This window comes from Lentilactobacillus parabuchneri DSM 5707 = NBRC 107865 (genome assembly GCF_001435315.1).
Taxonomy (GTDB): Bacteria; Bacillota; Bacilli; order Lactobacillales; family Lactobacillaceae; genus Lentilactobacillus; species Lentilactobacillus parabuchneri.
On record NZ_AZGK01000003.1, the window covers coordinates 107,088 to 129,158 of the forward strand.

The following is a 22,071-nucleotide window of genomic DNA, read 5'->3' on the forward strand; positions in this document are numbered from 1 at the left end:
GGAGTGGTTTTAGAATGGGTGCATTAAATAAAAAGGTTAGAATTATGATTCTTTCGGTGCTGACGGTTATCCTGTCAATTTCGTTTTTTGGCGGCGTCAAAGCATCTGCAAGTACAACAATCATTCCAGATATTTCCGAGTGGCAGGGTAAACTGACCAGCACCCAAGTTTCCAACTTAAAGGGGCAGGTTTCATTTATCATTAATCGGCGTCAATACGGTGCCAATTACCAAGATAAGTATGCGACGAACAATACAAATTTGTATGATCAATACGGGATTCCGTTTGGCGAATACGATTACGCAACTTTCACCAGTGCCGCCAGTGCCCGCAATGAAGCCAACGTTTTTTATCAACACTCAAACAAGGACGCTAAGTTCTATGTCCTTGACTATGAAGAAAACGACGTCACTTCTGGAACGACGAACGCTGCCGTAAAGGCGTGGTATAATCAAATGCGTTCACTGACCAGCAAGAAGCTTGTTTTCTACTCATATCAATCATTTGCGACGGCACATGCCAATACTGCGCGTAAGAGTTTTGATGCGCAGTGGATCGCCAATTACTCGTCGCGACCAACTATTCAAACGGATCTTTGGCAATACACCAACAAAAAGTATGTTCCAGCATTGAAGGAGTCAGTTGACGCCAGCACAATTTTAAATTCCAGCAAGCCAATCACTTGGTGGATCGGTGGTGCGCAGTCTGAAGACGTTGCTCAACCAACCTATTTCACTGATGTTGTGACAAGCGTTAAGGCCCTTAAGAAGATTTATTTATATGATTCAACGAGCTTTAAAAAAGCCAATCGGGTCGTTAAAGTCAACGCCGGGACAAAGGTTGCCGTTAGCTCCGTGCATAAACGGGCCAGTGGATCGTATTATTTTGAAACAGCAGACGGGCGTTATCTGACTGCTAATAAGAATTATGTTCAGTAATCTGGACAACAACCTGGAGGTCAATCATGAAACTTTATAAATTAGGTGGCGTTTTATTACTGAGTCTGGTTCTTGTCGGCTGTAGTAATGGCAATTCCAGTAAGCAAAGTTCTAACAATGCGTCCAAAAGCGATATGCAAAATTCCAGCAGTACCGCCAGCAGTTCGAGCCAACAACCTGTTTCTGCATCCAGCACTTCAAGTGCCAATCACGCACAATCCGATAGTCAATCGTATGATTTCTCATCGTTGACCAAGGATCTTTCAAGCAAATTGAGTGATACATTATTACCACAGAATTCTGGCTTGAGCGACACATCGAAAAATGTCCATATCAGATACAACGGAAATTCTGCGAACAGTAACATTTACTATAGCCTTGGAGACAGCGCATTGGCGTTGAATGATCCAAGTCTTAAAAGCGAAACACCTTACGCAGTATTAAGTAAACGAAGCTATTCATCATCATCTGAGGCTCAGAGTCATTTGGATTACACAGCTGCCTCAGAGATTAAGGGCCTGCCAAAGGTTGACCTTGGCCATTCGATTGTCGGACACACCCAATCAGGCGCCGGCCAGCAGTATATTTCCTGGAATGAAGGGAATTGGTCGATCAGCGTTCACGGAAGTCCAGTTAACAATACCACGCCTAAGAAGTTAGCTGTTTCAAGCGTGTCAATGTTTGAAAATTATGCCTTGCCGGCTCCAAATACCCAGGGCGTTGTTAAATTCAATGTGGGTAGTCAATCACAAGTGATTACCTGGCAAAATGGCAGTGTTGTCTACCGCCTCCGTGCCAACGATCCAGCGACTGCGATTAAAATGGCAGCCAGCATGAAATAAGCAAGATATGAATAATCAGGTTTCCGGATGATGGAGGCCTGTTTTTTTGTGCGCCCGAATGGTTGGTGACTCCGACATTGCAACAAGTTGCTTGTTAGCATAAAATGACTACATGAATCTAAAAAGTGAGGAAGTCTCAATGTCAATCCGATATGAAATGGCAACTCAAGCACAGCTGCCAAGAATTGTTGAAATTTATAACCAAATTATTCCCAGTCGCCTGGCAACCGCTGATCTTGAACCGGTTTCCGTGGCGTCACGACAAGCTTGGTTTAACGCGTTTAATCCTGATACGCGACCACTTTGGGTTATGAAGGATGGAACCCAAATCGCCGGTTGGGTCGGGTTGGAGTCCTTTTACGGCCGGCCGGCATACCACAAAACTGCTGAGATCAGCATTTACATCGATGAGAATTTTCGTCACCGGGGATTAGGACAACAGACAATTGATTTCGTGACGAAACAACTCCCTGACTTGGGGCTTGACGGGTTGGTGGCCTTTATTTTTAGTCATAATACCCCAAGCCAGAAGCTGTTTAAACACAACGGCTTTGAGGTGTGGGGGCATCTTCCCGATGTGGCGGAAATGGACGGGAAGCGTCGGAGCTTAGACATTTTGGGCAAACATTTTTAACTGATTGGAGTGGCTGGTAAATAAGACGGACCCGGTTAAAATACAATATCAGATTCAGAAACAATAATGAGTCAGTCAAAGCACGGTGCCAATGGGTTCCGTGCTTTTTATTTGAAATAATTTAGACAGATGCTTGCATTTTCTAAGCTACATCTGTAAACTAGTAGTTGTTAAGAGTTACAAATGTAAACTTTAAATTAAAAAATGAGGTTAATTAATATGATAGATGCAAAAAATGTAACCATTACCGATTCTGAGTGGGAAGTGATGCGGGCAATTTGGACGATGGGCCAACCAACCAGCCGTGAATTAATTGATGCAATGGCTGAGCTTCAGGGCTGGTCGGACTCAACCACGAAGACGCTGCTTCATCGATTGATTAAAAAAGAGGCGGTTGAACAGGTTGGAGATACGCGCCCATACACGTTCGAACCGGTTGTTGGTGAAAAAGAATCGATGTCTGCTGCAGCCGATGACTTATTCGACCATATGTGTGCGATGAGGGCCGGGTCAACGATTGCTCAAGTGATTAAGACCCGGGAACTTTCGAAAAAAGATATTGCGGAATTACAGCGGATTTTGGCTGAGAAAGAAAAGACCGCTCCAGATATGGTGCAGTGCAACTGTTTACCAGGGAAAATGACATGCGAGGAGGATGGTTGAAATGGCAAATATGAAGGATGACATGAATGATATGGATCACTCAAAAATGGATCATATGGATCATGATATGAATGGCATGGATCATTCTAAGATGAATCACGATATGAGCAGCATGGACCATTCAAAGATGGGACATCATGATATGAGCGGCATGGACCATTCGAAGATGGACCACATGGATATGTCCGGTATGGATCACGATAATATGGACATGGGTGGCGACATGATGATGCATGGCGGTCAGATGATGCATATGGGAAATTTGAAGCAGAAGTTCTGGGTATCGGTTGTTTTGGCCATTCCAGTCTTGCTGCTGGCACCAATTATGGGATTGAATGTTTCGATCCTCAATTTCCACGCACCCCTGATCGAAGGCATCGTGATTCTGCTCTTTGACACGGCCCTGTACTTTTATGGTGGGGCACCGTTTCTAAAGGGCGCTGGCGCTGAAGTTAAAAGTAAGGCGCCGGCAATGATGACCTTGATTACATTAGGAATTTCGGTTTCATATTTCTATAGCATTTACGCATTCATCGCCAATAATTTCTTAAATCCGGCTACCCACGTGATGGACTTTTCGTTTGAACTGGCCACTTTGATTTTAATCATGTTGCTGGGCCACTGGTTGGAAATGAACGCTGTGATGGGTGCCGGTGATGCGGTTGAAAAGATGGCGGCGTTACTTCCAAAGACGGCGCACCTGGTGACGGATGATGGTCAAACCAAGGATGTAGAAGTGTCTGACTTACAGGTTGGCCAAAAGTTTCAAGTTCGCTCCGGTGAAAGCATTCCAGCCGACGGAACAATCATCAATGGCCAATCGACTGTCAATGAAGCCTTGGTTACCGGTGAATCCGCCGCAGTTACCAAAAATGTTGGCGACAAAGTGATTGGCGGGGCAACCAATAATAACGGCACCCTGACCGTTGAAATTACCGGTACCGGTGAATCCGGCTACCTATCACAAGTGATGAAAATGGTTCAAGAAGCGCAGAAGTCCAAGTCAAAAGCCGAGGACCGCGCCGATTTGGTTGCCAAATATTTGTTCTACGCTGCCGTATCTGTTGGAATCATTGCCTTTTTCGCTTGGCTGCCACAGGGGCTCTCCGTTGGTTTAACCCGGATGGTCACCGTCTTTGTGATTGCCTGTCCCCATGCATTAGGGGTTGCCATTCCATTGGTAGTTGCGCGATCAACTTCCATTGGTGCGCAAAATGGTCTGCTTGTCCGAAATCGGCAGGCAATTGAAGCCAGCCAACACATTAGCCACGTCTTACTGGATAAAACGGGGACGCTGACTGAAGGGAAGTTTACTGTGAACGCCCTCGTGCCAAACGATGGCGTTGACGAAACCAGTTTGTTAAGCGATTTAGCAGCCCTTGAAAGCAACTCAACGCATCCGCTGGCCCAAGCAATTTTGGCTAAGGCAGAAGAAAAGGGTGTTCAGGTTATTGCAGCTGAAAAATCGCAGAACATCCCCGGAGTTGGCATTTCCGGCGAGATTAACGGAACGACGTACACAATTGTTAATGGCAATTATTTGACCAAGAATGGGTTTAAATTCGACACCACGGTTGCCGATCAATGGGCCGCAAAGGGAAATTCGGTCAGCTTCTTACTTTCCGACAACCAGGTTCTGGGAATGGTGGCTGAAGGAGATACCATTAAGCCAGGTGCCAAAGCGTTAATTGCCGGTTTGAAGAAACGTGGCATTACACCAGTGATGCTGACAGGAGATAATCAAAAGGCTGCTGAACACGTTGCCGATTTGCTGGGCCTCGATGAGTTTCATGCCGGCCTGTTGCCTGACGATAAACAAAAGATCGTTGGTGACTATCAGGCAAAAGGCAACCACGTCATGATGGTTGGTGATGGTGTGAACGATGCGCCTAGTTTGGCAGAAGCCAATATTGGGGTCGCGATTGGTGCCGGAACCGACGTTGCGATTGATTCCGCTGACGTGATTCTGGTCAAATCAGAGCCAAGTGATATTCTCCACTTCCTTGATTTAGCCAAGATTACCAACCGCAAGATGGTTCAAAACCTCTGGTGGGGAGCTGGCTATAACATCGTTGCCATTCCACTTGCCGCTGGAATTCTAGCATTTGCGGGCATCATTCTTGACCCAGCTGTCGGAGCTGCTGTTATGGCGATGTCGACGATTATCGTTGCGCTTAATGCAATGGGATTAACGGCTGAAAAAATTCAAAACAACTAAAAATATCATCATTAATGATTAACAGAACGGGTATGCTTTCCATAACCGTTCTGTTTTTTCGTCCTCTGATAATGGGTTTGTAATGTAAAAAAGCGTGAAAACGTATCATATAGGCGTACAATCATTACTGATGCATTATTTTTATACCCCTGCTATAATTACATTGTCAAATAAATGATACCTATATTGCTAAGAAGAGGGACACGTTGTTCAGTATTTGATAGGTACTGACAATATGGAGGGGATTTAAAATGAGTCATTCAAGACGAAAGATGCTTCAGGAAACCACCGTTTCAGCAAAGCATTTTAAAATGTATAAGGCTGGCAAGCAATGGATGATCGCCGGCTTAACGATTGCAGCATTCGGAGTCGGTAGCCAAATGGGGATGGCTAAACAGGCCAGTGCCGAAACGGTACCGACAACGGAAAACACAACGGCTGCGAATACTACAACGGCCAAAGCAACGACTCAAGCAACAGCGCCAACAGTCAACACACAATCAGCACAACCCACCGAATCAACACCCACTGCAACTGCAGTAGCCTCCGTTGATCAAAAGACGCCGGCCACACAGCAGGACCAGTTTGCGACTTCTGCAACAAATTCGCAGGTGAAGTCAGCTGCACAGCCAGTATCACAGACAGCTCCAAGTGAGAGCTCAGCAAAGACGAATGATGCGCAACCGGCTACGTCCACTCAACAACCTCAACAAGTAAAAGACGAAAAAACGCCGGACAATAGTGCTCAACAGGCTTCAAACGATCAGGCGACGAACAAGCAAAGTACGCCGCAAGCCAACCAAACAAATGATGACGCCACAACAACCAAACAAACGACTCAACCTGTATCGACAAATCAAGCTGCCAAGGATCAAAAAGCCGATGATCAAAAAACAGCGGCAACAACGGAAGATACCCAGAAAGCCACTGCAGATCAACCGGTTAATGCTGATGATTTGACCTACGATCAGGCGGTCAACGTTTATAACAGTAGTAAACAATTGTACGGGATTATCACCAATCAGCTGAGTCAGGCCAAAAGTGACTATGACCAACAATTAGCTGTCTACAAGGACAAATTGGCTGCTTATAACAAAGCCAGCGAGGCCTATCAGAATAACCAGAATCAATATGGTAAAGACAAAGCCGGTTATGATCAAGCCAAAGCAGAATATGAAGCTGCAAAGACCGCTTATGAAACCAAGAAAACCGAATATGATCGGCTGAAAGCTTTGAACGAAAAGACAGCGGCAGATTACACGGCTGCTAAGAATAAGGCTGAAGAAGCCGTGGCAAGCGAGACCGCTCAAAAGGGTCTTTACGACGCCGCATTGGCGAAATACGAAACTGCCCGCCAGGCCTACGAACAAGCCCGAACTGAGTATGAAAAGGGTCAAGGCAGCCAAACTGACGCCCAATTTAATACGATTGTTGAGCGCTACAATTCTACCAAGGCCGATTACGATAAGACCAACACCGAGTTTCAAAATGTTAAAACAACCTATGAGGCAGTCAAAAAACAAGTTGCTGATTTACAGCAACCGTTTAAAAATGCCGACGCAACTCAAAAACAAATTAATGAGCAATTTGCTGCGATTAATAGTGAGTACACAGCGCTTCAGGACCAATACCAAAAAGCGCATAGTACCTTTGCGACTCTTGAGGACCAATTTACCAAAGCGGGCGTTGATTTTATCAACCAAACAGCCGAATTTGATAAGCTGAAGGCTGATTATGAAACGGTTAAAGCCGCCCATGATGCTTTGGCGGAGCGATACAGTGTTGCCCAAGGGGCGTATGATACGCTGGCTGATCGATTAACAGCACTTAATGAACAGTACGAAATCGAGCTGAAAAACTACCAGGCTGAAAAGAAAATTTGGGATGAGGCCTATGCCAAAGCGATGAAATTTGAACAATCCGTTGCTGAAAGTTTGCCTGAAAAGACGGCCAACCCGGTTCTGCCTGGGTTACAGCTCAGTACGACCGATCAAATGGTCAATATCGGCGATAACGGGGTATTTAACCTTCACTTTGACGCCAACGGCATTCGCACGATTTATACGAACGCTGACCTAGTGGTGAGCTTCCCCAAAGATGCTGGGATTCTGGTAGACACCAGTGATTTGAGTCGTTATCAAATTGGCGGGACCACGCCAACTTACGATGCGACCACAAAAACGTTGACGTATCATTGGGATTCCCTTGATAGCGGACTTTCTCAGGACCTTCACTACTCGTATTTGACCGACAAAGCGAGCCTGGCAAACAATCAAGTTGTCCAGATGGGGGTTTCATTTAAAGCCGATGAGCTTCAAAATCCGGTCCAAGTAAACGCTAACCAACAATTGGCGATTTCAAATACCGCCATGATTACCAATCAACCGTCAAACACCTATACAGACGAGTTTGGCAAGGAATACAAGAATCCGGCGCCGGGTGATACGGCGATTTGGAACGTCATCGTAAGTATCCCAACTTCTCAACCAAAAGTGGGGCTGCTCGAACCTGATACGCCAATTGACATTTATTACTACGTTGCCGGTTCACAGAGTTACGTGGGGCTGACCAAAGCGACACCTGAAAACGGGTTGGTAGATACACCACCCGAAATCTCAAAGGGTGAGCTTCCTGACGGCACGCCAGCTACTATTTTGAAGTGGACCTTTAAGGCCGCTGACATTGCTGGACAACTGGCCAATGATCAAACCATGAAGTTCCAAGTGATTGCCAAGGTTGACAAGACCGCTGAGAACTTCCAATGGGTCAAAACGGATGTTGGAATTGGCTTAACATTTCTTGGTGGTCAACCAGTGACGCAAAAAAATACCAACAAAATTGCCGCCACCATGGTCCTGCCACATGACCCGGCAACTTGGAATATTCCATACGGAAGTTGGGTTCCAATGGCGCATTACGGTTCGGCCGATGGTGTTGGTAACCTTGCCGGAATCAAATTGTTGAATCCGGATCCGCAAGTTTATTCAGATTCAAATGCGCTGTTAAAATTCTATGACACACTGGTGCCAATCTTTATGTCAAGTGATGTTGACGGTGAGTTACCGGAAAGCGAACGATTACGGGATTTCAACTACTATGCGCTTCATCAGACGATTGACCCCAGAGAAGATTTGAACCAGATTATTATTCACAATTTTGTTTATCAGCCAACCGGAAATGTCAAAAGTTCTAAAGCGCCGACCGGGGCCAGAAATCAATGGACTTATCTTCAGGAAAATCCTTATTTGACAATGGCGGTGAAATACCAGGGCGATGCCGAAAACCAGTATCACGTGTTATTTGAGAACTTGCCAACTGTCACCCAGGATGTTGAAAAAGATCAAAATGGTGCCCCAATTTATGCAGTTAGTGGTGAGGGATCGAGCAGTTTCATTTACGTCAACCGCCAACAGCTTTTAGCGGCTGGACTTGATCCAACCAAGAACGTCGTTGAAGTCTATATGTACATGCATAAAAAAGGAATGGGTGATATTCCAAGCAACCCGGATACCATCAGTAGAGAAAGTATCTACAAATATCCAGATCTGCCGTATAAATTCAATCAAAACGAAAAAGAAACTATTATCGACAAGAATGGCAAGCAACGAACAATTTTCAAACGGGATGTTTTGAAATCACCTGAGGAAGGTGGACTTCCCGCAGGTTCTTGGGCACCATACGGCATCAATGGCGGAATCTATTTTGGGACCGTCTTAAAATTAAACGCCGAACCAGGGACAATTACCCACCAAATGACACCGAAAGTCAGCTGGTCGAATGCCAGAACTTATGTGTCATTGGAAAATTGGATGTCAGACGCCGACGTTGTTGCCGGAATGGATCGTTGGCTAGCCAAAGATGACCAGGAAAAACAAGCTGCCATTGACGGAAGTCTGGGCTGGCCTGGAGTTGTCTGGCAGTTCCTGAAACCTTCAACGGTTGAAGTCGCCAAACGAGACATTAGTGCTGACCGTTACATTACTTCGGCAATCCATTTGGATAGTTTAGCCGGTGGCTCCGTGATTTCACCAGGCGCCCATCAACTGACTCTGGGCTTTATCCTGGATAAGACATCGGTCGGCAATATTGCGGCCAATGATGGTCCATTTGTGACCTACACCGTGATGCCAAAAGGGGTTTCATTTGATTATGACGCATCGATGACAAATGGCGTTATCCCATTTGGAAATCAATATTCGGTCATTGATAACTTTAACGGGACTGGCCAACAGGTCTTGAAGATTGTTTGGCCTGACAAATCCATTATGGTGCCAGGAGAAAGCAGTGGAACACGGGTCATTGTCAACATCGATGATCGGGCACCTAAGGATCTGGTCTTCCACAACTTTGTTAATCTGGGAACTGAAAAAGAAAACTACACCATGTCAGCGCCGAATGTGCTTCAGCCGACTATTTTAAATACGCAAAAGATAGCGGACGGTTCGACGACGGGATTGATTGATACCAAGACGCCACTCTTTACTTCTGGGACGGTATACATTCTGGATAAGGATGCGATGCTTCAAACCAGTCAAATGGTCAGCGCTGCCGGTAAGGACGATTATCATCACAATGTCGCAATTGAAGCCGGCAAGCAGGCCACGGTCAAGATTCATTTCAATGAGAACACCGATAATGAATTGACACAGCTAGACTTATTGGACTTCTTACCACAGGCCGGAAAAGTTGAAGGCATGACGACAACGGATGTCCGTGAATCAACCTTCAGTGCCGGATTGGCTGGACCGATTACGCTGCCAAGTGATTGGAATGGCAAGGTCAACGTTTACTACACGACGGATAGTCAACAGACGGTTGCCGGGAATCTGAATCAAGTGGGTTGGCAATCCCAGGACACGATTACCGATTGGTCGAAGGTGACGGCATTTAGAGTGATTCTCGATGAAACGTCAGGCCAGACAATTAGTGGTCATCCAGCCGAAGGAATTACGTTTAACGTGACGGTCCCAACCGCATCAACGTTTATTTCCAAATATGCTGAGCCGGGAAAACAGGTTGGTGTTAGTGACCTGGCTGATAAATTAACGGGAGAGATCGCCTACAATAGCTACGTGATGGCGGCCAACCATTTGAACTATACGGAACCACTCCAAGTGGGGATCAAAGTGTGGGCAGTTAATGATCCTGCCAAGGAACCAGCTAAACCCACTCTTGAGATTGACCGCCCAGTGGACGACTCCAAAGCTCCTGAAGTGCCGGTTGCACCAGTTCAAACTGGCAACCAGGTCGTTGATGTGAATGAACCAACGGCGCCTGAACCAAATAAGGGCGTGGTCGCAGAATACACACCGAGCCTTGATGAGCCAAGTGCGCCAATCGCGCCGATCGCACCAAAGAAGGTCGACAAGCCGGTTGTCCCAGGTGGTGGTAATACACCTGATCCAAACAAACCGGATGTGCCAACTGTTCCGTCAACACCAAGTACCCCAAATACACCAAATGTACCAAATACCCCTACACCAAGCACTCCTCAAACGCCAAGTAACGATCCACAACAGATTGTTAACGAAGTAAAAGAAAAGACACCAAAAACCAATGACACTCAACCAGGTGAAACGCAAGCAACCAAGCAGCAAGTCGATGATCAACTGACGGTTAAGAACCCAAGTCAGGTGGTTCATGATGACAGCCAGGCTGCAACTGCAGCAACTCAAACGCCAGCTGCTCAAACAGCCAGCCAGGAAAAATTACCACAAACTGGTGAAAATCAGACTGATCACCAACTATCGGTAATTGGGATGATCTTAATGGCAATGTTTGCCTGGATTGGATTTGGTCAGAAGAAACGTAAAGAAGACGATTAAGTCAATTACAAAACGGCGCCACACTTGGATAATCCAGGTGTGGCGCCGTTTTTAATTTGAATGATGGTTCACTAGTTTTGAACAATCACCAGTGATTTAATGGCTTCACGTTTGGTCATTGCTTGATAAGCATCGTCAATTTCATCAAGACTAAATCGCTTGGTAAAGACTTTTCCCGGGTGGATTTCGCCATCCAGAACGGCCTTTAGGAGAACACTCTTGTCGTAAGTGGTTACTGAAGCAGGGCCACCGGCAACGCCTAAGTTACGGCGGAAAGTACTGTTCGGATCGGACTTCTTGGTGTGTGGCAAGCCAACCCGACCAACGATTGCGCCTGGGCGGGCAACATTCATGGCGGTTTCAGTTGAGAGTTCTGAGCCAACACACTCAAGAACGGCATCGGCGCCGGCACCGTTTGTAAGGGCCATGACTTTGGCAACGGCTTCGTCACCACGCTCAGCCACGATATCCGTTGCACCAAATTCGGTGGCGAGCTTTTGTCGGTCTTCATGACGGCTCATGGCAATAATTCGGCTGGCACCACGCATTTGAGCGGCAATGACACCACATAGCCCAACCGCACCGTCACCGACAACAACGACAGTGTCGCCTGGCTTAACATTGGCGACTCTGGCTGCGTGATAGCCGGTTGCCATCACGTCAGCCAGTGACAGAAGTGAGTTCAGCATACCATCGCTGTAATCTTCCGGGTGGCCGGGGATTTTGACCAATGACCACTCAGCGTGTTGGTAACGTACGTATTCGGCTTGATAGCCTGAACTGAAGTTGTCGCGATGGGTTTGACAACTGCCTTCGTAGCCGGCACGGCAAGCAGCACAGTGACCACAGCCGTGGGTAAACGGTGCAATCACAAAATCCCCGGGTTTAACAGTTGTAATGTCTTTTCCAACTTGATCAACAATCGCAATCGCTTCGTGACCACTGTTCTCAGAATTGGCATCCTTTTCTTCTAAGCCACGGTAGGCCCAGAGGTCAGATCCACAGACACAGGCACGGACAATGTGTAAAATAACGTCATCGTCAGCTTGAATCGTGGGTTTATCAATTTCAGTAATTTCAACTTTTCCTGGTTTAACAAATAATGTTGATTTCATTTTCATATCTCCTCATCTTGTTTTGACTTACGACGTTATTGTAAACCTTAAAGTGAACTTCAAGGCAAGCTGATTTGAAAATTATTTTGAATGAGCTTCCAAACGTTTCTGAAGTTCAATGTCATATGTGCGCATCAAAGGCGTCATGATCGCTACGAGACCGCAGATAACCGTGCCAACTCCTGCGATGACAAATAACATTTCAACGCCAATTGCATCGGCAAGCGGCCCGGCAAAAATCAATCCAATCGGGCCGGTCAGACTCATCAGCGAATTAAGAACGCCAAGGACCCGACCCAATTGTTTGGAAGGGTAGCTTTGCTGAATCATGGCCATTAACAGGGTATTGAAAAATGGGGTCGCAATGCCTTCAATCACGTTTAAAATGGCAAACCACCAAAACCCGCTCTGGTTTCCTGGCAGCAAGCCGCTCAAGCCAGTTGGAATGCCGATCAGGAAAAAGGCGATAATGACCGGCTTCATTCGGTCCCGCCAGTTGCCCCAAATGCCAATAATGGCGCCACCAACCAGCATGCCCCCGGAATATAAGGCTTCAATGAACCCGGCTTGGCCGACGGTTCCTTGAAAGTATTTCATGGTCATCAGTGGATACATGCTGGCAGCGGGCATATAAAGCAGTGTAAAGACGGCACCGGTAATGGTAATGTACCAGAGTCCACGATTTTTCATAAGGTCTAAGAGGCCTAATTTGGTGTTGTGGAGCATGTGTAAAGCCGCATCAATTTTTTCGTTGTTGGGAATTTGAACCCAAATCAAAATGCTGATTCCAAGGATGGCGCCTAACACGTCAAGTAAAATCAAAAACTGTAAGGGGATGATCGCAAATAAGAATGCCCCCAGTGCCGGGGCAATCATCATGTTAGCGGATTGGACCATTCCCAGTTGGCCGTTGATTTTAGTCAGTTCTTCGTCGGGGACCATTGTCGGCATGACTGATTGAATCGTGGGCATTTGAAAGGTTTGAGCGATGGATCGCATTAACAGCGACACAAAAATCAGCCAGATTGGAAAGACGTGAAAGACGCCGCCGGAGACTGACAGGACGATGGCAAACATGGCCGCGACGACATCAGGCACAATTAATAAGCCCTTTTTGTTCCAGCGATCAACCAGTGGCCCGACAAATGGACTTAACAACGCCATCGGCAGCATTCCCAAAATCGTGGCAATGCTTAAAATTGTTGCGGAGCCCGTTTGCTTTGTCAGATACCAAATAATTGCGTACTGGACGATCATGCTGGTGATACCCGTCAAAAATTGACTGACTAAAAATAAATAGATATTTCGACGCCAATGTTCCTGTTTAACCCTCATGGCAACTTCCTCGATATTTCATAAAATAATGGTTATCCATATTCTACCGTAATTAGCCTAAAGTTGGCGAATAACCGTCAAAGTGACTGACATTGACAGGCGGTTGTGATAAGCTCACTTAAGATACCAAAAGCAAACTTAAAGGAGAGACAAGATGACTTTACCTCAATTAGATTTAGCAAACGCCAAAGGACCCAAGGCAACCATTAAAACCAACCATGGTGAGATTGTGGTTCAATTGTTCCCGGAACAGGCACCCAAGACCGTTGAAAACTTCGTTGCCCTTGCTGAAAAGGGATACTATAACGGGGTTGTTTTTCACCGTGTGATTCCTGATTTCATGATTCAAGGTGGCGATCCAACCGGTACCGGAATGGGTGGCGAAAGCAGCTTTGGCGGCAACTTTGCTGACGAATTTTCACCAGAACTGTTTAACATCGACGGTGCGCTGTCAATGGCCAATGCGGGTCCGGATACCAACGGCAGCCAGTTCTTCATTGTCACCAACGAGCACGTTGATGACGGCATGGTTTCTCAAATGAAAACCGCTGGGTATCCTGAAGAAATTATCGATGCTTACAAGAATGGCGGGACACCTTGGCTTGACTTCAGGCATACAGTTTTCGGCCAAGTCATTTCCGGCATGGACGTTGTGAAAGAAATTAGCAAGGTTGACACCAATGCTCAGGACAAGCCAAAAGACGATGTAATTATGGAATCGGTCGTTATCGACAAATAGCTGTCTTAATTTAATCGATAAATAAAAAAGTATTGAATTGACTGGTTTGTGACCAGCTAATTCAATACTTTTTAATTGGAGGAGACTATTTCTTAATTTGTTTCAAAATATTTGAAACCGCGTTTGCTTGGAACTCTGCTTGGGCCTGCTTCATGACCTTTGTCCGGTCGGCGGCCGACATGGTTGGGTTCTTCTTCATGGCAGCCGTCACTTGTTTTGTGACGAACGCCTTGCCTTGAACCTTGAGCTTTGCTTGGTATGACTTGCTTGCCATGACTTTCTTAAGAGCCTTGGCTTGTGGGACGGAAAGGACTTGCACGTCGTTATTTACATAGATAACGTTTTGGCGCTTGACAAATTTGTGCCCTTCACCAGAAATGCCAAACCATAATTTGGTGGTCCCGCTGGTGTATTCCCAACGAGTGGTTTTAGTAACCATTCGGTTGTCGCCATTGGTCTTAACCAGTTTGTTGGTTGTATCCGTCGTTTGTGTATGCGACTGTTTCTTCGCATTTTCAGACTTTTGATAAATATAGACCTGATGCTTATTGGCGGTACCGATTGGCTGATAGAGAAACATTTTCATTTGCTTGCTGCCAACGGGATAGATTTTTTGGCTGACAGAAGTTGTGACTTGGTGCATTCCATAGTGGTCCCGATCATTTTTAATAATGAAGACCATTGAGGTGATCGCAACAAGAAGTGACAATGCCGTTAAGATATAGGCAGTCGGCTTATTGTTAATGTAAATGAAGAAGATGAAGGCGAAAAGAACGCCCAAAATTAGGGTAACTACGATCATTAATCTTCACCTCCGTTTTTAGTGTAGTCGCTTGATTGACCACGATTCTTTAAGAAGAATGCGGTTGCCAAAGCCAGGACACAGAAGACAAGTGAGATGGCAAACGCAGCGTGATAACCGGTCAATGTTGCGTTGATCATGTGATCTCGATAGCCCAATGGGTTGGAAGTCAACATGCTCTTTGCGGGTTGGTTGCTCTTGGTGACGTTTGTCAAAATACTGATTAAGACAGCCGTTCCGACTGAAGAGGCAACTTGACGCTGCGTATTGTTAACCGCAGTTCCGTGGCTCAACAGGTTAATTGGCAATGAGTTCATCCCAACGGTTGTGGCCGGCATCATCGACATGGAAATCCCAAACATCCGGATTGCGTAGAAGACGACGATATACAAGGTTGACGTATTTTTTGTAATGAAGATAAATGGCACCGATCCAAGTGTTAACAAAGTCATTCCAAGAATTGAGAGGCGTTTGGCTCCGAAGCGGTCAACGGCTCGACCGGTAATCGGGCTCATAATTCCCATCATTAACGCTCCGGCTAACAAGGTCAGTCCGGAATGAAAGGCCGACATTCCTTTTACAATCTGTAAGTAAAGTGGAATGACCATTTCAACACCAACCATTGACATCATCGTGACGGAACTCAAGATGGCCGATACGGTAAATGGAACAGAGCGATAAACCCGGAATTCCAAGAACGGTGTCTTCATGACAAGTTGACGCCAGACGAATAAGCTGATGAAAATAACCCCGATGACTAACGTTGAAATAACGGTTGTGCTGCCCCAGCCATCGTCTCCAACGGATGAAAAGCCGTACAACAAGCTACCAAATCCAATCGTTGATAAGACGACAGAAAGTAGGTCAATGCTTGTCTTCCTGTTATCCAAAACGCTCTTGACGAACCAGAAGCTGGCAAGAATTACAACGAACATCAATGGAATGATCATTCCAAATAAATCCCGCCAAGTCCAGTTATCAATGACCCATCCGGAAAGTGTTGGGCCAATCGCTGGTGCCAGACCAATTACAATTCCGGCAAGCCCCATGGCCGTTCCTCGTTTGGCAGGTGGAAAGATTGACAGCATGATCGTTTGAAGCAATGGCATGGTCACGCCAACACCTAATGCTTGAATCAAACGGCCGGCCAACAAGGTGCCAAAGTTTGGCGCGATGTAACAGACAATTGTACCGACAAAGAAAACTGTCATGGCACCAATATATAACCATTTTGAATTAAATCTTGTGCTTAGCCAAGCACTAACAGGAATCATAATTCCGTTAACCAGCATGAATCCGGTTGTTAACCACTGAACAGTTGATGTATTGACATCAAATGCCTTCATAATGGTCGGAAATGCGGTGGAGAGAACCGTCTGGTTCAGAACCGTACAGAATGTTCCGATCAGAATAACGATGATCATCAAGCCACGGTTATATGAATTTCCGTTTTTATCTACTGCGTTACCCACGATTGATTACCTTCTTTGTCTCTAAATTTTTGATTTCTTTCGAAAAATTGAACATGGACTAATATAAGATGATTTGGCTTCGTTGTCAAGCATCTTGACAAACATATTTAAAAATATATACTTGATGTTAATAAAGTTCATATAAGTATCAGACGATTTAATAAACAAAATGCCGACATTAAGGCAATGGAAACAATTACATTTTCGAACGGATAACTTTAACCTTAGAAACGAGGGATCATTTTGGACAAAGAGTTCCAGCAAAAGCTGGCTCAAATTATTAAGGATAACGATTGGCTTTTAGGAATTGGCGATGTCTCCAATGCAACGGGTGTTTCACAGACCCAGCTTCGCTATTGGGAACGCAAAGGCTATATTGAAAGCCGGCAGGGCAAGGGGCAAAACCGTAAGTTTACTTATAGTATGCTGATGAAGGTCTATCAAATGAAACTGCTGTTAGACCAAGGCTATACGCTGGCGGTTGCGGCCCAAAAAGCGGAATCAAAGAGTCGTGAACTCAAATTACTCAAGCAGGTGTTATTTGACCGCTTTGAAGGAATGGCCACTATTGATGGCAGTCCGGCCGTTAACCTGGGTTATCTAGATGACAGCAAGAAAACCATTTTATACGCGATTGTTAAAAAAGATGGGACGGACTTCAAGGTTGTACCGGTGGAAAAGTAAAGTTTTTGAGAAACTAATTAACTTTATGCTTGCATTTTGTACCCCTATAAGCGTTACACTGTAATTATTAAAAATGTGTCGGAGGGAATTTCATGTTAGAAAAAATTACTTACAAAGAATTATTGAGCCATGCGTTTGATATCCCAGTTTCAGTTACATACTGGGATGGCAAGACTGAAACCTATGGGGAAGGTGAACCCAAAGCCAAGATTGAAATCAAGAAACAAATTCCGTTAAAAGAAATGACTGCCAAGCCAACTTTGGTATTGGCCGAAGCATACATGAACGGCGATATCGAAATCGATGGCAGTATTCAAGAGTTGGTTGCGTCCGCATTCCGGGCGGATCACAGTTTCTTAACCAACAATCCATTTTTGAAGCACTTACCTCGGATTTCTCACTCAGAGAAGGCCAGTGAAAGTGATATTCAAAAACATTATGACATCGGAAACGACTTTTACAGACTTTGGCTCGACAAATCGATGACGTATTCATGTGCCTACTTTGAACACGATGACGATACGTTGGAACAGGCACAGTTGAACAAGGACCGCCATATTTTGCATAAGCTTGATCCCCAACCAGGCAACACCTTACTTGATATTGGAAGCGGCTGGGGAACGTTGTTGTTCATGGCTGCCGAAGACTTCGGTCTGAATGCGACCGGAATTACTTTGAGCCAGGAACAATACGATTACACCAAGCAACAAATCAAAGAACGTCACCTTGAAGGAAAAGTTGATGTGTTACTTGAAGACTACCGTGAAGTGAAAGGCCAATTTAATTATGTGACCTCTGTTGGGATGTTCGAACACGTTGGTAAGGAAAACTTGGGGCTTTACTTCAAGAAGGTTCACGATTTCTTGAAGCCTGAAGGGCGCGCTTTGATTCACGGAATCACCGGCCAACATGAAGGCGCCGGCGTTGATCCGTTCTTAAACGAATACATTTTCCACGGTGGCTACATTCCTAACGTTGCTGAAAACATGAAGCACATTATGGATGCCGGCATGCAGATGAGCGACTTGGAACCATTGCGCCGTCATTACCAAAAGACGCTTGAAATTTGGTACGCCAACTACATGAAGGTGATTGATCACGTTAAAGAGAAGTACGGCGTGCCATTTGCTCGAATGTGGGGGATGTATCTCCAAGCCAGTGCCGCTTCATTTGAAGCCGGAAACATTGACGTCATGCAGTACCTGCTGACTAATTCCCCTAGTGGAACTGGTTTGCCAATGACGCGTCAGTATGTTTATCAAGCTGACGGTGAATAAGTAATAAGTAAAAATAGTATGTAGAAGAGGTCGGGGCAAGACTTAGTGTTTTGCTCCGACCTCTTTTGCTTTGACACCTATTTAAAATGCTTCACAATCATTTGGTTAAGGTACAGCAACAACCCCAGTAGGGACAAAATGCACCCGACTATCAGGCCAGGGATGTGGTAACGCATGACGACGTGATTTGTGGTGCTGGTGATCGGCACGGCGGCAAAGTCGCCTAAAACTTTGACCACCTTAACCGGCTGCCGGTTAACCGTTGCTGTCCAGCCCGAATCATAAGGAATGGACGTGTACAGCCAGTGCTGATTGGGACTTGTCCGGGTCACCGATCCACTGACTTGGTTATTTCGGTAGGTCGGCATAAATGAGTTTTTTTTGAGTTGAGAGACTACTCGTGAAAATGCCTGTGTGTTCAAGGTAATCAAATTGACCTTCTTCAACGCTGATTGACTGTGGCTGAGAAATTGGATCGTCATTGGAACTCCTTGGCGGTATGTGCCAAGCTTGATAATGTATCGTTTGTGAAGTGGGTCGGAGATGTTTCCCAAACGCTTGCCGTCGACCTTAATGGATGAGTAATCAAACGACGCATCAGACGTATCAAAGTAAAGTGGACCACTCAACTTTGGGAAAACCGTTAATGAATAACGAGTGCCGGAATGAGTGATTGTCCTTGAACTTTGATTAATGGTCTCTTTTAGCAAATACGAATTGGAAGACGGAGAGATCGTTTGCAAGATATTTTCCAAGTTCGTGAAAATAAATCCGGACCTTAGTTTGAGGTTAACGAACTGATTGCTGACGGGAAAGCCCATGCCAACGTAACTTGAATTTGGTTGAATCTGACCCTTTTGGTTGAGGTTGTATTTAACACCCAACAGCAGTTTAGAAATCGTGGTATTGCCAGCAAAGTTTATCCGCCGTTGATTCTTGCTGTAAAGACCCAGCATTTTCAACGTTTCCCGCATTTGTTCGGGCAACGTTGAACTATATTCCTGGACGCCGTTGTAGTTAAAGATTTGGGCATCGTTGTAACCGTAATAGGTCTCTTTAAATGCCGGCGCAAGGGCTGTTTGCTGCTGACCAATTCGGAAAAGGCGGGTTTGCGGGTTGGTATAACCAGCCAGTTCTCGGCGCTGTTGATTATAGGTGGCCGTGTATTTAGATTGGCTGGCAAACGGCTCGGTTGCCAAGGTACTCATGAAGTTAACTCCTAGTTCTGTGACGATCAGCGCGCCGACGGTCATTCTTTTGAGGTTTGTAATCGTACTGAATAAAATAACTGAGTAGATCATGACCAAAATGATGTTGACCAAAAGCATGTGAAGTGAATTTGGTTGAAGGGACAGATAGGCGTTTGCGTGATTCAACTTTATGTCCCCATAACCGATGATTAAAAGTAATGTGATGAGCGCAGGGATCGCTAATTTATACCGGGTCTTAATTCCGGCTGGCTGATTAATTAATGCTTCATAGCCAATCATTATCAGCATGAAGCTCAGTAAAAATGAATAGCGAAACGGAGAACCCGATGGTTGACTCATCATGTGCCAAACCAGGTTAATTGGGCCAATCAACATGCTAAAAAATAGAATTCCAAGCGTCACTGCTGTGCCAATCTTGTGTTCCCGGGGAATTCTTGGATGACAGAAGTAGGCAAATGCCAGAATCACGATTGCCGTCGACGCAAAGATCGCTGGGGCATGAAAGAGACGATTAGTGTATGACTGTCCACCCATTCCAAGCTGCGAGAGAAACTCGAAACCAAATTGGGGCTTGGATACGGATACCAAATTGTTATCGGCTGACGGGACTATTTTGGCCGTCTGCAGCATGCCGAGTGCCGTGGGTAATAGGACGACCAGGCTGGTTAGGACACTACAAAGTTCCGTGAAGGCAAACGATTTGATAAATGGCCAGTTAGCTGGCAACCACTTGGTTCCTGACGGCAATTGAGATTGGGTCGAAATCATCACGTCAATCGCGTAAATAATCGTGAAGATGCCAATCATGTAGCCGATGTAATAATTGGTCATGATACATAAAGTTAGCCATAAAAATAAGGGCCACGAGCTGTGACTTGCCTTGATGCGATCAATCCCATAGCAAACCAGTGGTAAATAAATCAACCCGTCCAACCACATGATATTGATAAAGTTGGCCGTGATAAAACCGCCCAGGCTAAACGCGAGCGCAAATACAGGGTTCAGCCAATCGAGTCGATTAAAATGTTTCGCCAGAAAGAAGCTGGTTGTTGCTGCGATGAACGCATCTTTAAGCATGAAGATAATCGTGATGGCCACCGGAAGCTGACTGGTTGGAAACAACAAGGTGATGAGGTTAAACGGACTTAAAAGATAGTACGCGATCAGTGGCACCACATTTTCGCCAACCCCGATTGAAAACGAAAACGGGGTGAGCTGGCTGGTTGCCAATGTGTGCTTGAAAAACGATAAAAAGGGCACATATTGTGCGCCCATATCACCGACCAACAGGCTGCGATTGCCAAATGGCACAATCCCATTCAATCCCAGAATGAGTCCCAGGACAATCAGCGCCATTGTTCCGGACAGAACCGACATCATGAGTATATTTGTGCGGGTTAATTTAAGGTTCATGATTCATGCCTCGATTCTGATGCGCCCGTTGTTTCATGTTGGCCTGTTCTCGATTAAAAAGTGCTAAGGCAGAGGCACACCATAATGTCGAAAACAACATGCCGCCCAAGACATCAAAAGGATAGTGAACTTGAAGGTATAATCGTGAGACGCATACCAATGTCAGCCATAAAAGCAGCATGGTCACTACGAAAAATCGTGTTCTAACAGAGGAGATTTTTGGACAGACAAATTTGATGATCACAAACAATAAAATGACAGATCCGACAACGTGTCCACTAGGGAAACTAAAACCACTTTCCGAAACGAGCATTGTTGTGGGACGTGGGCGTTGGATGATCAATTTCATGATGAGGCCGGCAGCGTTTCCAGTGATTGTCATCATCAGGATCAACATGGCGATATTGACTTGTTTAAGCCGCCAGAAAATCACGCCAATGATGATTGCCGTGGGAATGGTGACGAGTGGACTTCCTGTGAACGCAACCGCTTTGAAGAAAGCCGTCCGTTCTGGGGTGATGAGCTGCTCAAAACGGTTTAATATGTCGCGATCCAAAAAGTAAGCTTGGGCATTTTGAAAGAAGACTAAAACGGCCATGCCCGCGAATAAGACCCATCCGGTTGTGAGCCAGGGATGCTTGGTTAATGATGTGGATTCCATTTCTGCGCCTCCATTCTTAAAGTGTTGAAACCCTTAATGATATATGGTCAGTCTACTGTCGCAGAGTCCTTAGTAATACTGGCATCAAAAAAGAGGTTTCTGATAAATTCTCAGAATAGTCGCCGTCGAATGACACTTATTAATACGGGGGCGGTGATAGAAGCGCCAGTCCTCAAAAAATCCCGCCAATCAATTGTTCCTGGTCTTGGAATGATTGATTGATGGGATTAAATTTTGGGATC

Annotated in this window: 15 protein-coding genes; 9 read left to right on the plus strand and 6 right to left on the minus strand. The window is 45.5% G+C overall.

Features of this window, described 5'->3' with window-relative positions:
• Positions 1–14: 14 nt before the first annotated feature.
• The 6 genes from FC51_RS04360 (at position 15) to FC51_RS04385 (ending at position 11,120) form a co-directional block, all read left to right on the plus strand.
• Complete coding sequence (locus FC51_RS04360) at positions 15–938, plus strand: GH25 family lysozyme (RefSeq protein ID WP_057910951.1); 924 nt, start codon at positions 15–17, stop codon at positions 936–938.
• Between the two features lie 26 nt (positions 939–964).
• A complete protein-coding gene (locus tag FC51_RS04365) occupies positions 965–1,780 on the plus strand; it encodes a hypothetical protein (protein ID WP_057910952.1) in 816 nt (271 codons plus the stop codon).
• Between the two features lie 139 nt (positions 1,781–1,919).
• Positions 1,920–2,414 (plus strand): GNAT family N-acetyltransferase, encoded by a 495-nt coding sequence (locus tag FC51_RS04370; RefSeq protein WP_057910953.1) that lies wholly within the window; start codon positions 1,920–1,922, stop codon positions 2,412–2,414.
• A gap of 219 nt (positions 2,415–2,633) precedes the next feature.
• A complete protein-coding gene (locus FC51_RS04375) occupies positions 2,634–3,077 on the plus strand; it encodes a CopY/TcrY family copper transport repressor (protein ID WP_057910954.1) in 444 nt (147 codons plus the stop codon).
• Position 3,078: 1 nt separating this feature from the next.
• Positions 3,079–5,295, plus strand: a complete 2,217-nt coding sequence (locus FC51_RS04380; RefSeq protein WP_057910955.1) for a heavy metal translocating P-type ATPase — start codon at positions 3,079–3,081, stop codon at positions 5,293–5,295.
• A 251-nt stretch (positions 5,296–5,546) separates the two neighbouring features.
• A complete protein-coding gene (locus tag FC51_RS04385) occupies positions 5,547–11,120 on the plus strand; it encodes a KxYKxGKxW signal peptide domain-containing protein (RefSeq protein ID WP_057911210.1) in 5,574 nt (1,857 codons plus the stop codon).
• Positions 11,121–11,191: 71 nt separating this feature from the next.
• On the opposite strand, the gene FC51_RS04390 is transcribed toward FC51_RS04385, so the two are convergent.
• Together FC51_RS04390 and FC51_RS04395 are read right to left on the minus strand one after the other, a co-directional pair.
• Positions 11,192–12,235 carry a zinc-binding dehydrogenase gene (locus FC51_RS04390; RefSeq protein ID WP_057910957.1) on the minus strand — a complete coding sequence of 348 codons (1,044 nt, stop codon included), beginning with the start codon at positions 12,233–12,235 and terminating at the stop codon, positions 11,192–11,194.
• An 81-nt stretch (positions 12,236–12,316) separates the two neighbouring features.
• Positions 12,317–13,570 carry an MFS transporter gene (locus tag FC51_RS04395; protein WP_057910958.1) on the minus strand — a complete coding sequence of 418 codons (1,254 nt, stop codon included), beginning with the start codon at positions 13,568–13,570 and terminating at the stop codon, positions 12,317–12,319.
• Positions 13,571–13,724: 154 nt separating this feature from the next.
• On the opposite strand from FC51_RS04395, the gene FC51_RS04400 reads away from it, so the two are divergent.
• Positions 13,725–14,309 carry a peptidylprolyl isomerase gene (locus tag FC51_RS04400; protein ID WP_057910959.1) on the plus strand — a complete coding sequence of 195 codons (585 nt, stop codon included), beginning with the start codon at positions 13,725–13,727 and terminating at the stop codon, positions 14,307–14,309.
• Between the two features lie 85 nt (positions 14,310–14,394).
• Here the strand turns inward: FC51_RS04400 and FC51_RS04405 are convergent, their stop codons facing one another.
• Positions 14,395–15,111 (minus strand): DUF4811 domain-containing protein, encoded by a 717-nt coding sequence (locus FC51_RS04405; protein WP_057910960.1) that lies wholly within the window; start codon positions 15,109–15,111, stop codon positions 14,395–14,397.
• Positions 15,111–16,583 carry an MDR family MFS transporter gene (locus FC51_RS04410; RefSeq protein ID WP_081038404.1) on the minus strand — a complete coding sequence of 491 codons (1,473 nt, stop codon included), beginning with the start codon at positions 16,581–16,583 and terminating at the stop codon, positions 15,111–15,113. The genes FC51_RS04405 and FC51_RS04410 overlap by 1 nt, the downstream gene beginning before the upstream one ends.
• Positions 16,584–16,826: 243 nt before the next feature.
• Here FC51_RS04410 and FC51_RS04415 point away from each other — a divergent pair, with 243 nt between their 5' ends.
• Both FC51_RS04415 and FC51_RS04420 read left to right on the plus strand, forming a co-directional pair.
• Complete coding sequence (locus FC51_RS04415; RefSeq protein WP_057910961.1) at positions 16,827–17,267, plus strand: MerR family transcriptional regulator; 441 nt, start codon at positions 16,827–16,829, stop codon at positions 17,265–17,267.
• A 92-nt stretch (positions 17,268–17,359) separates the two neighbouring features.
• Positions 17,360–18,544 carry an SAM-dependent methyltransferase gene (locus FC51_RS04420; protein ID WP_057910962.1) on the plus strand — a complete coding sequence of 395 codons (1,185 nt, stop codon included), beginning with the start codon at positions 17,360–17,362 and terminating at the stop codon, positions 18,542–18,544.
• 77 nt (positions 18,545–18,621) lie between these two features.
• Here FC51_RS04420 and FC51_RS04425 read toward each other — a convergent pair whose 3' ends face one another.
• Complete coding sequence (locus FC51_RS04425; RefSeq protein WP_057910963.1) at positions 18,622–21,168, minus strand: YfhO family protein; 2,547 nt, start codon at positions 21,166–21,168, stop codon at positions 18,622–18,624.
• Positions 21,158–21,829, minus strand: a complete 672-nt coding sequence (locus FC51_RS04430; protein ID WP_057910964.1) for a phosphatase PAP2 family protein — start codon at positions 21,827–21,829, stop codon at positions 21,158–21,160. The genes FC51_RS04425 and FC51_RS04430 overlap by 11 nt, the downstream gene beginning before the upstream one ends.
• Positions 21,830–22,071: the final 242 nt, after the last annotated feature.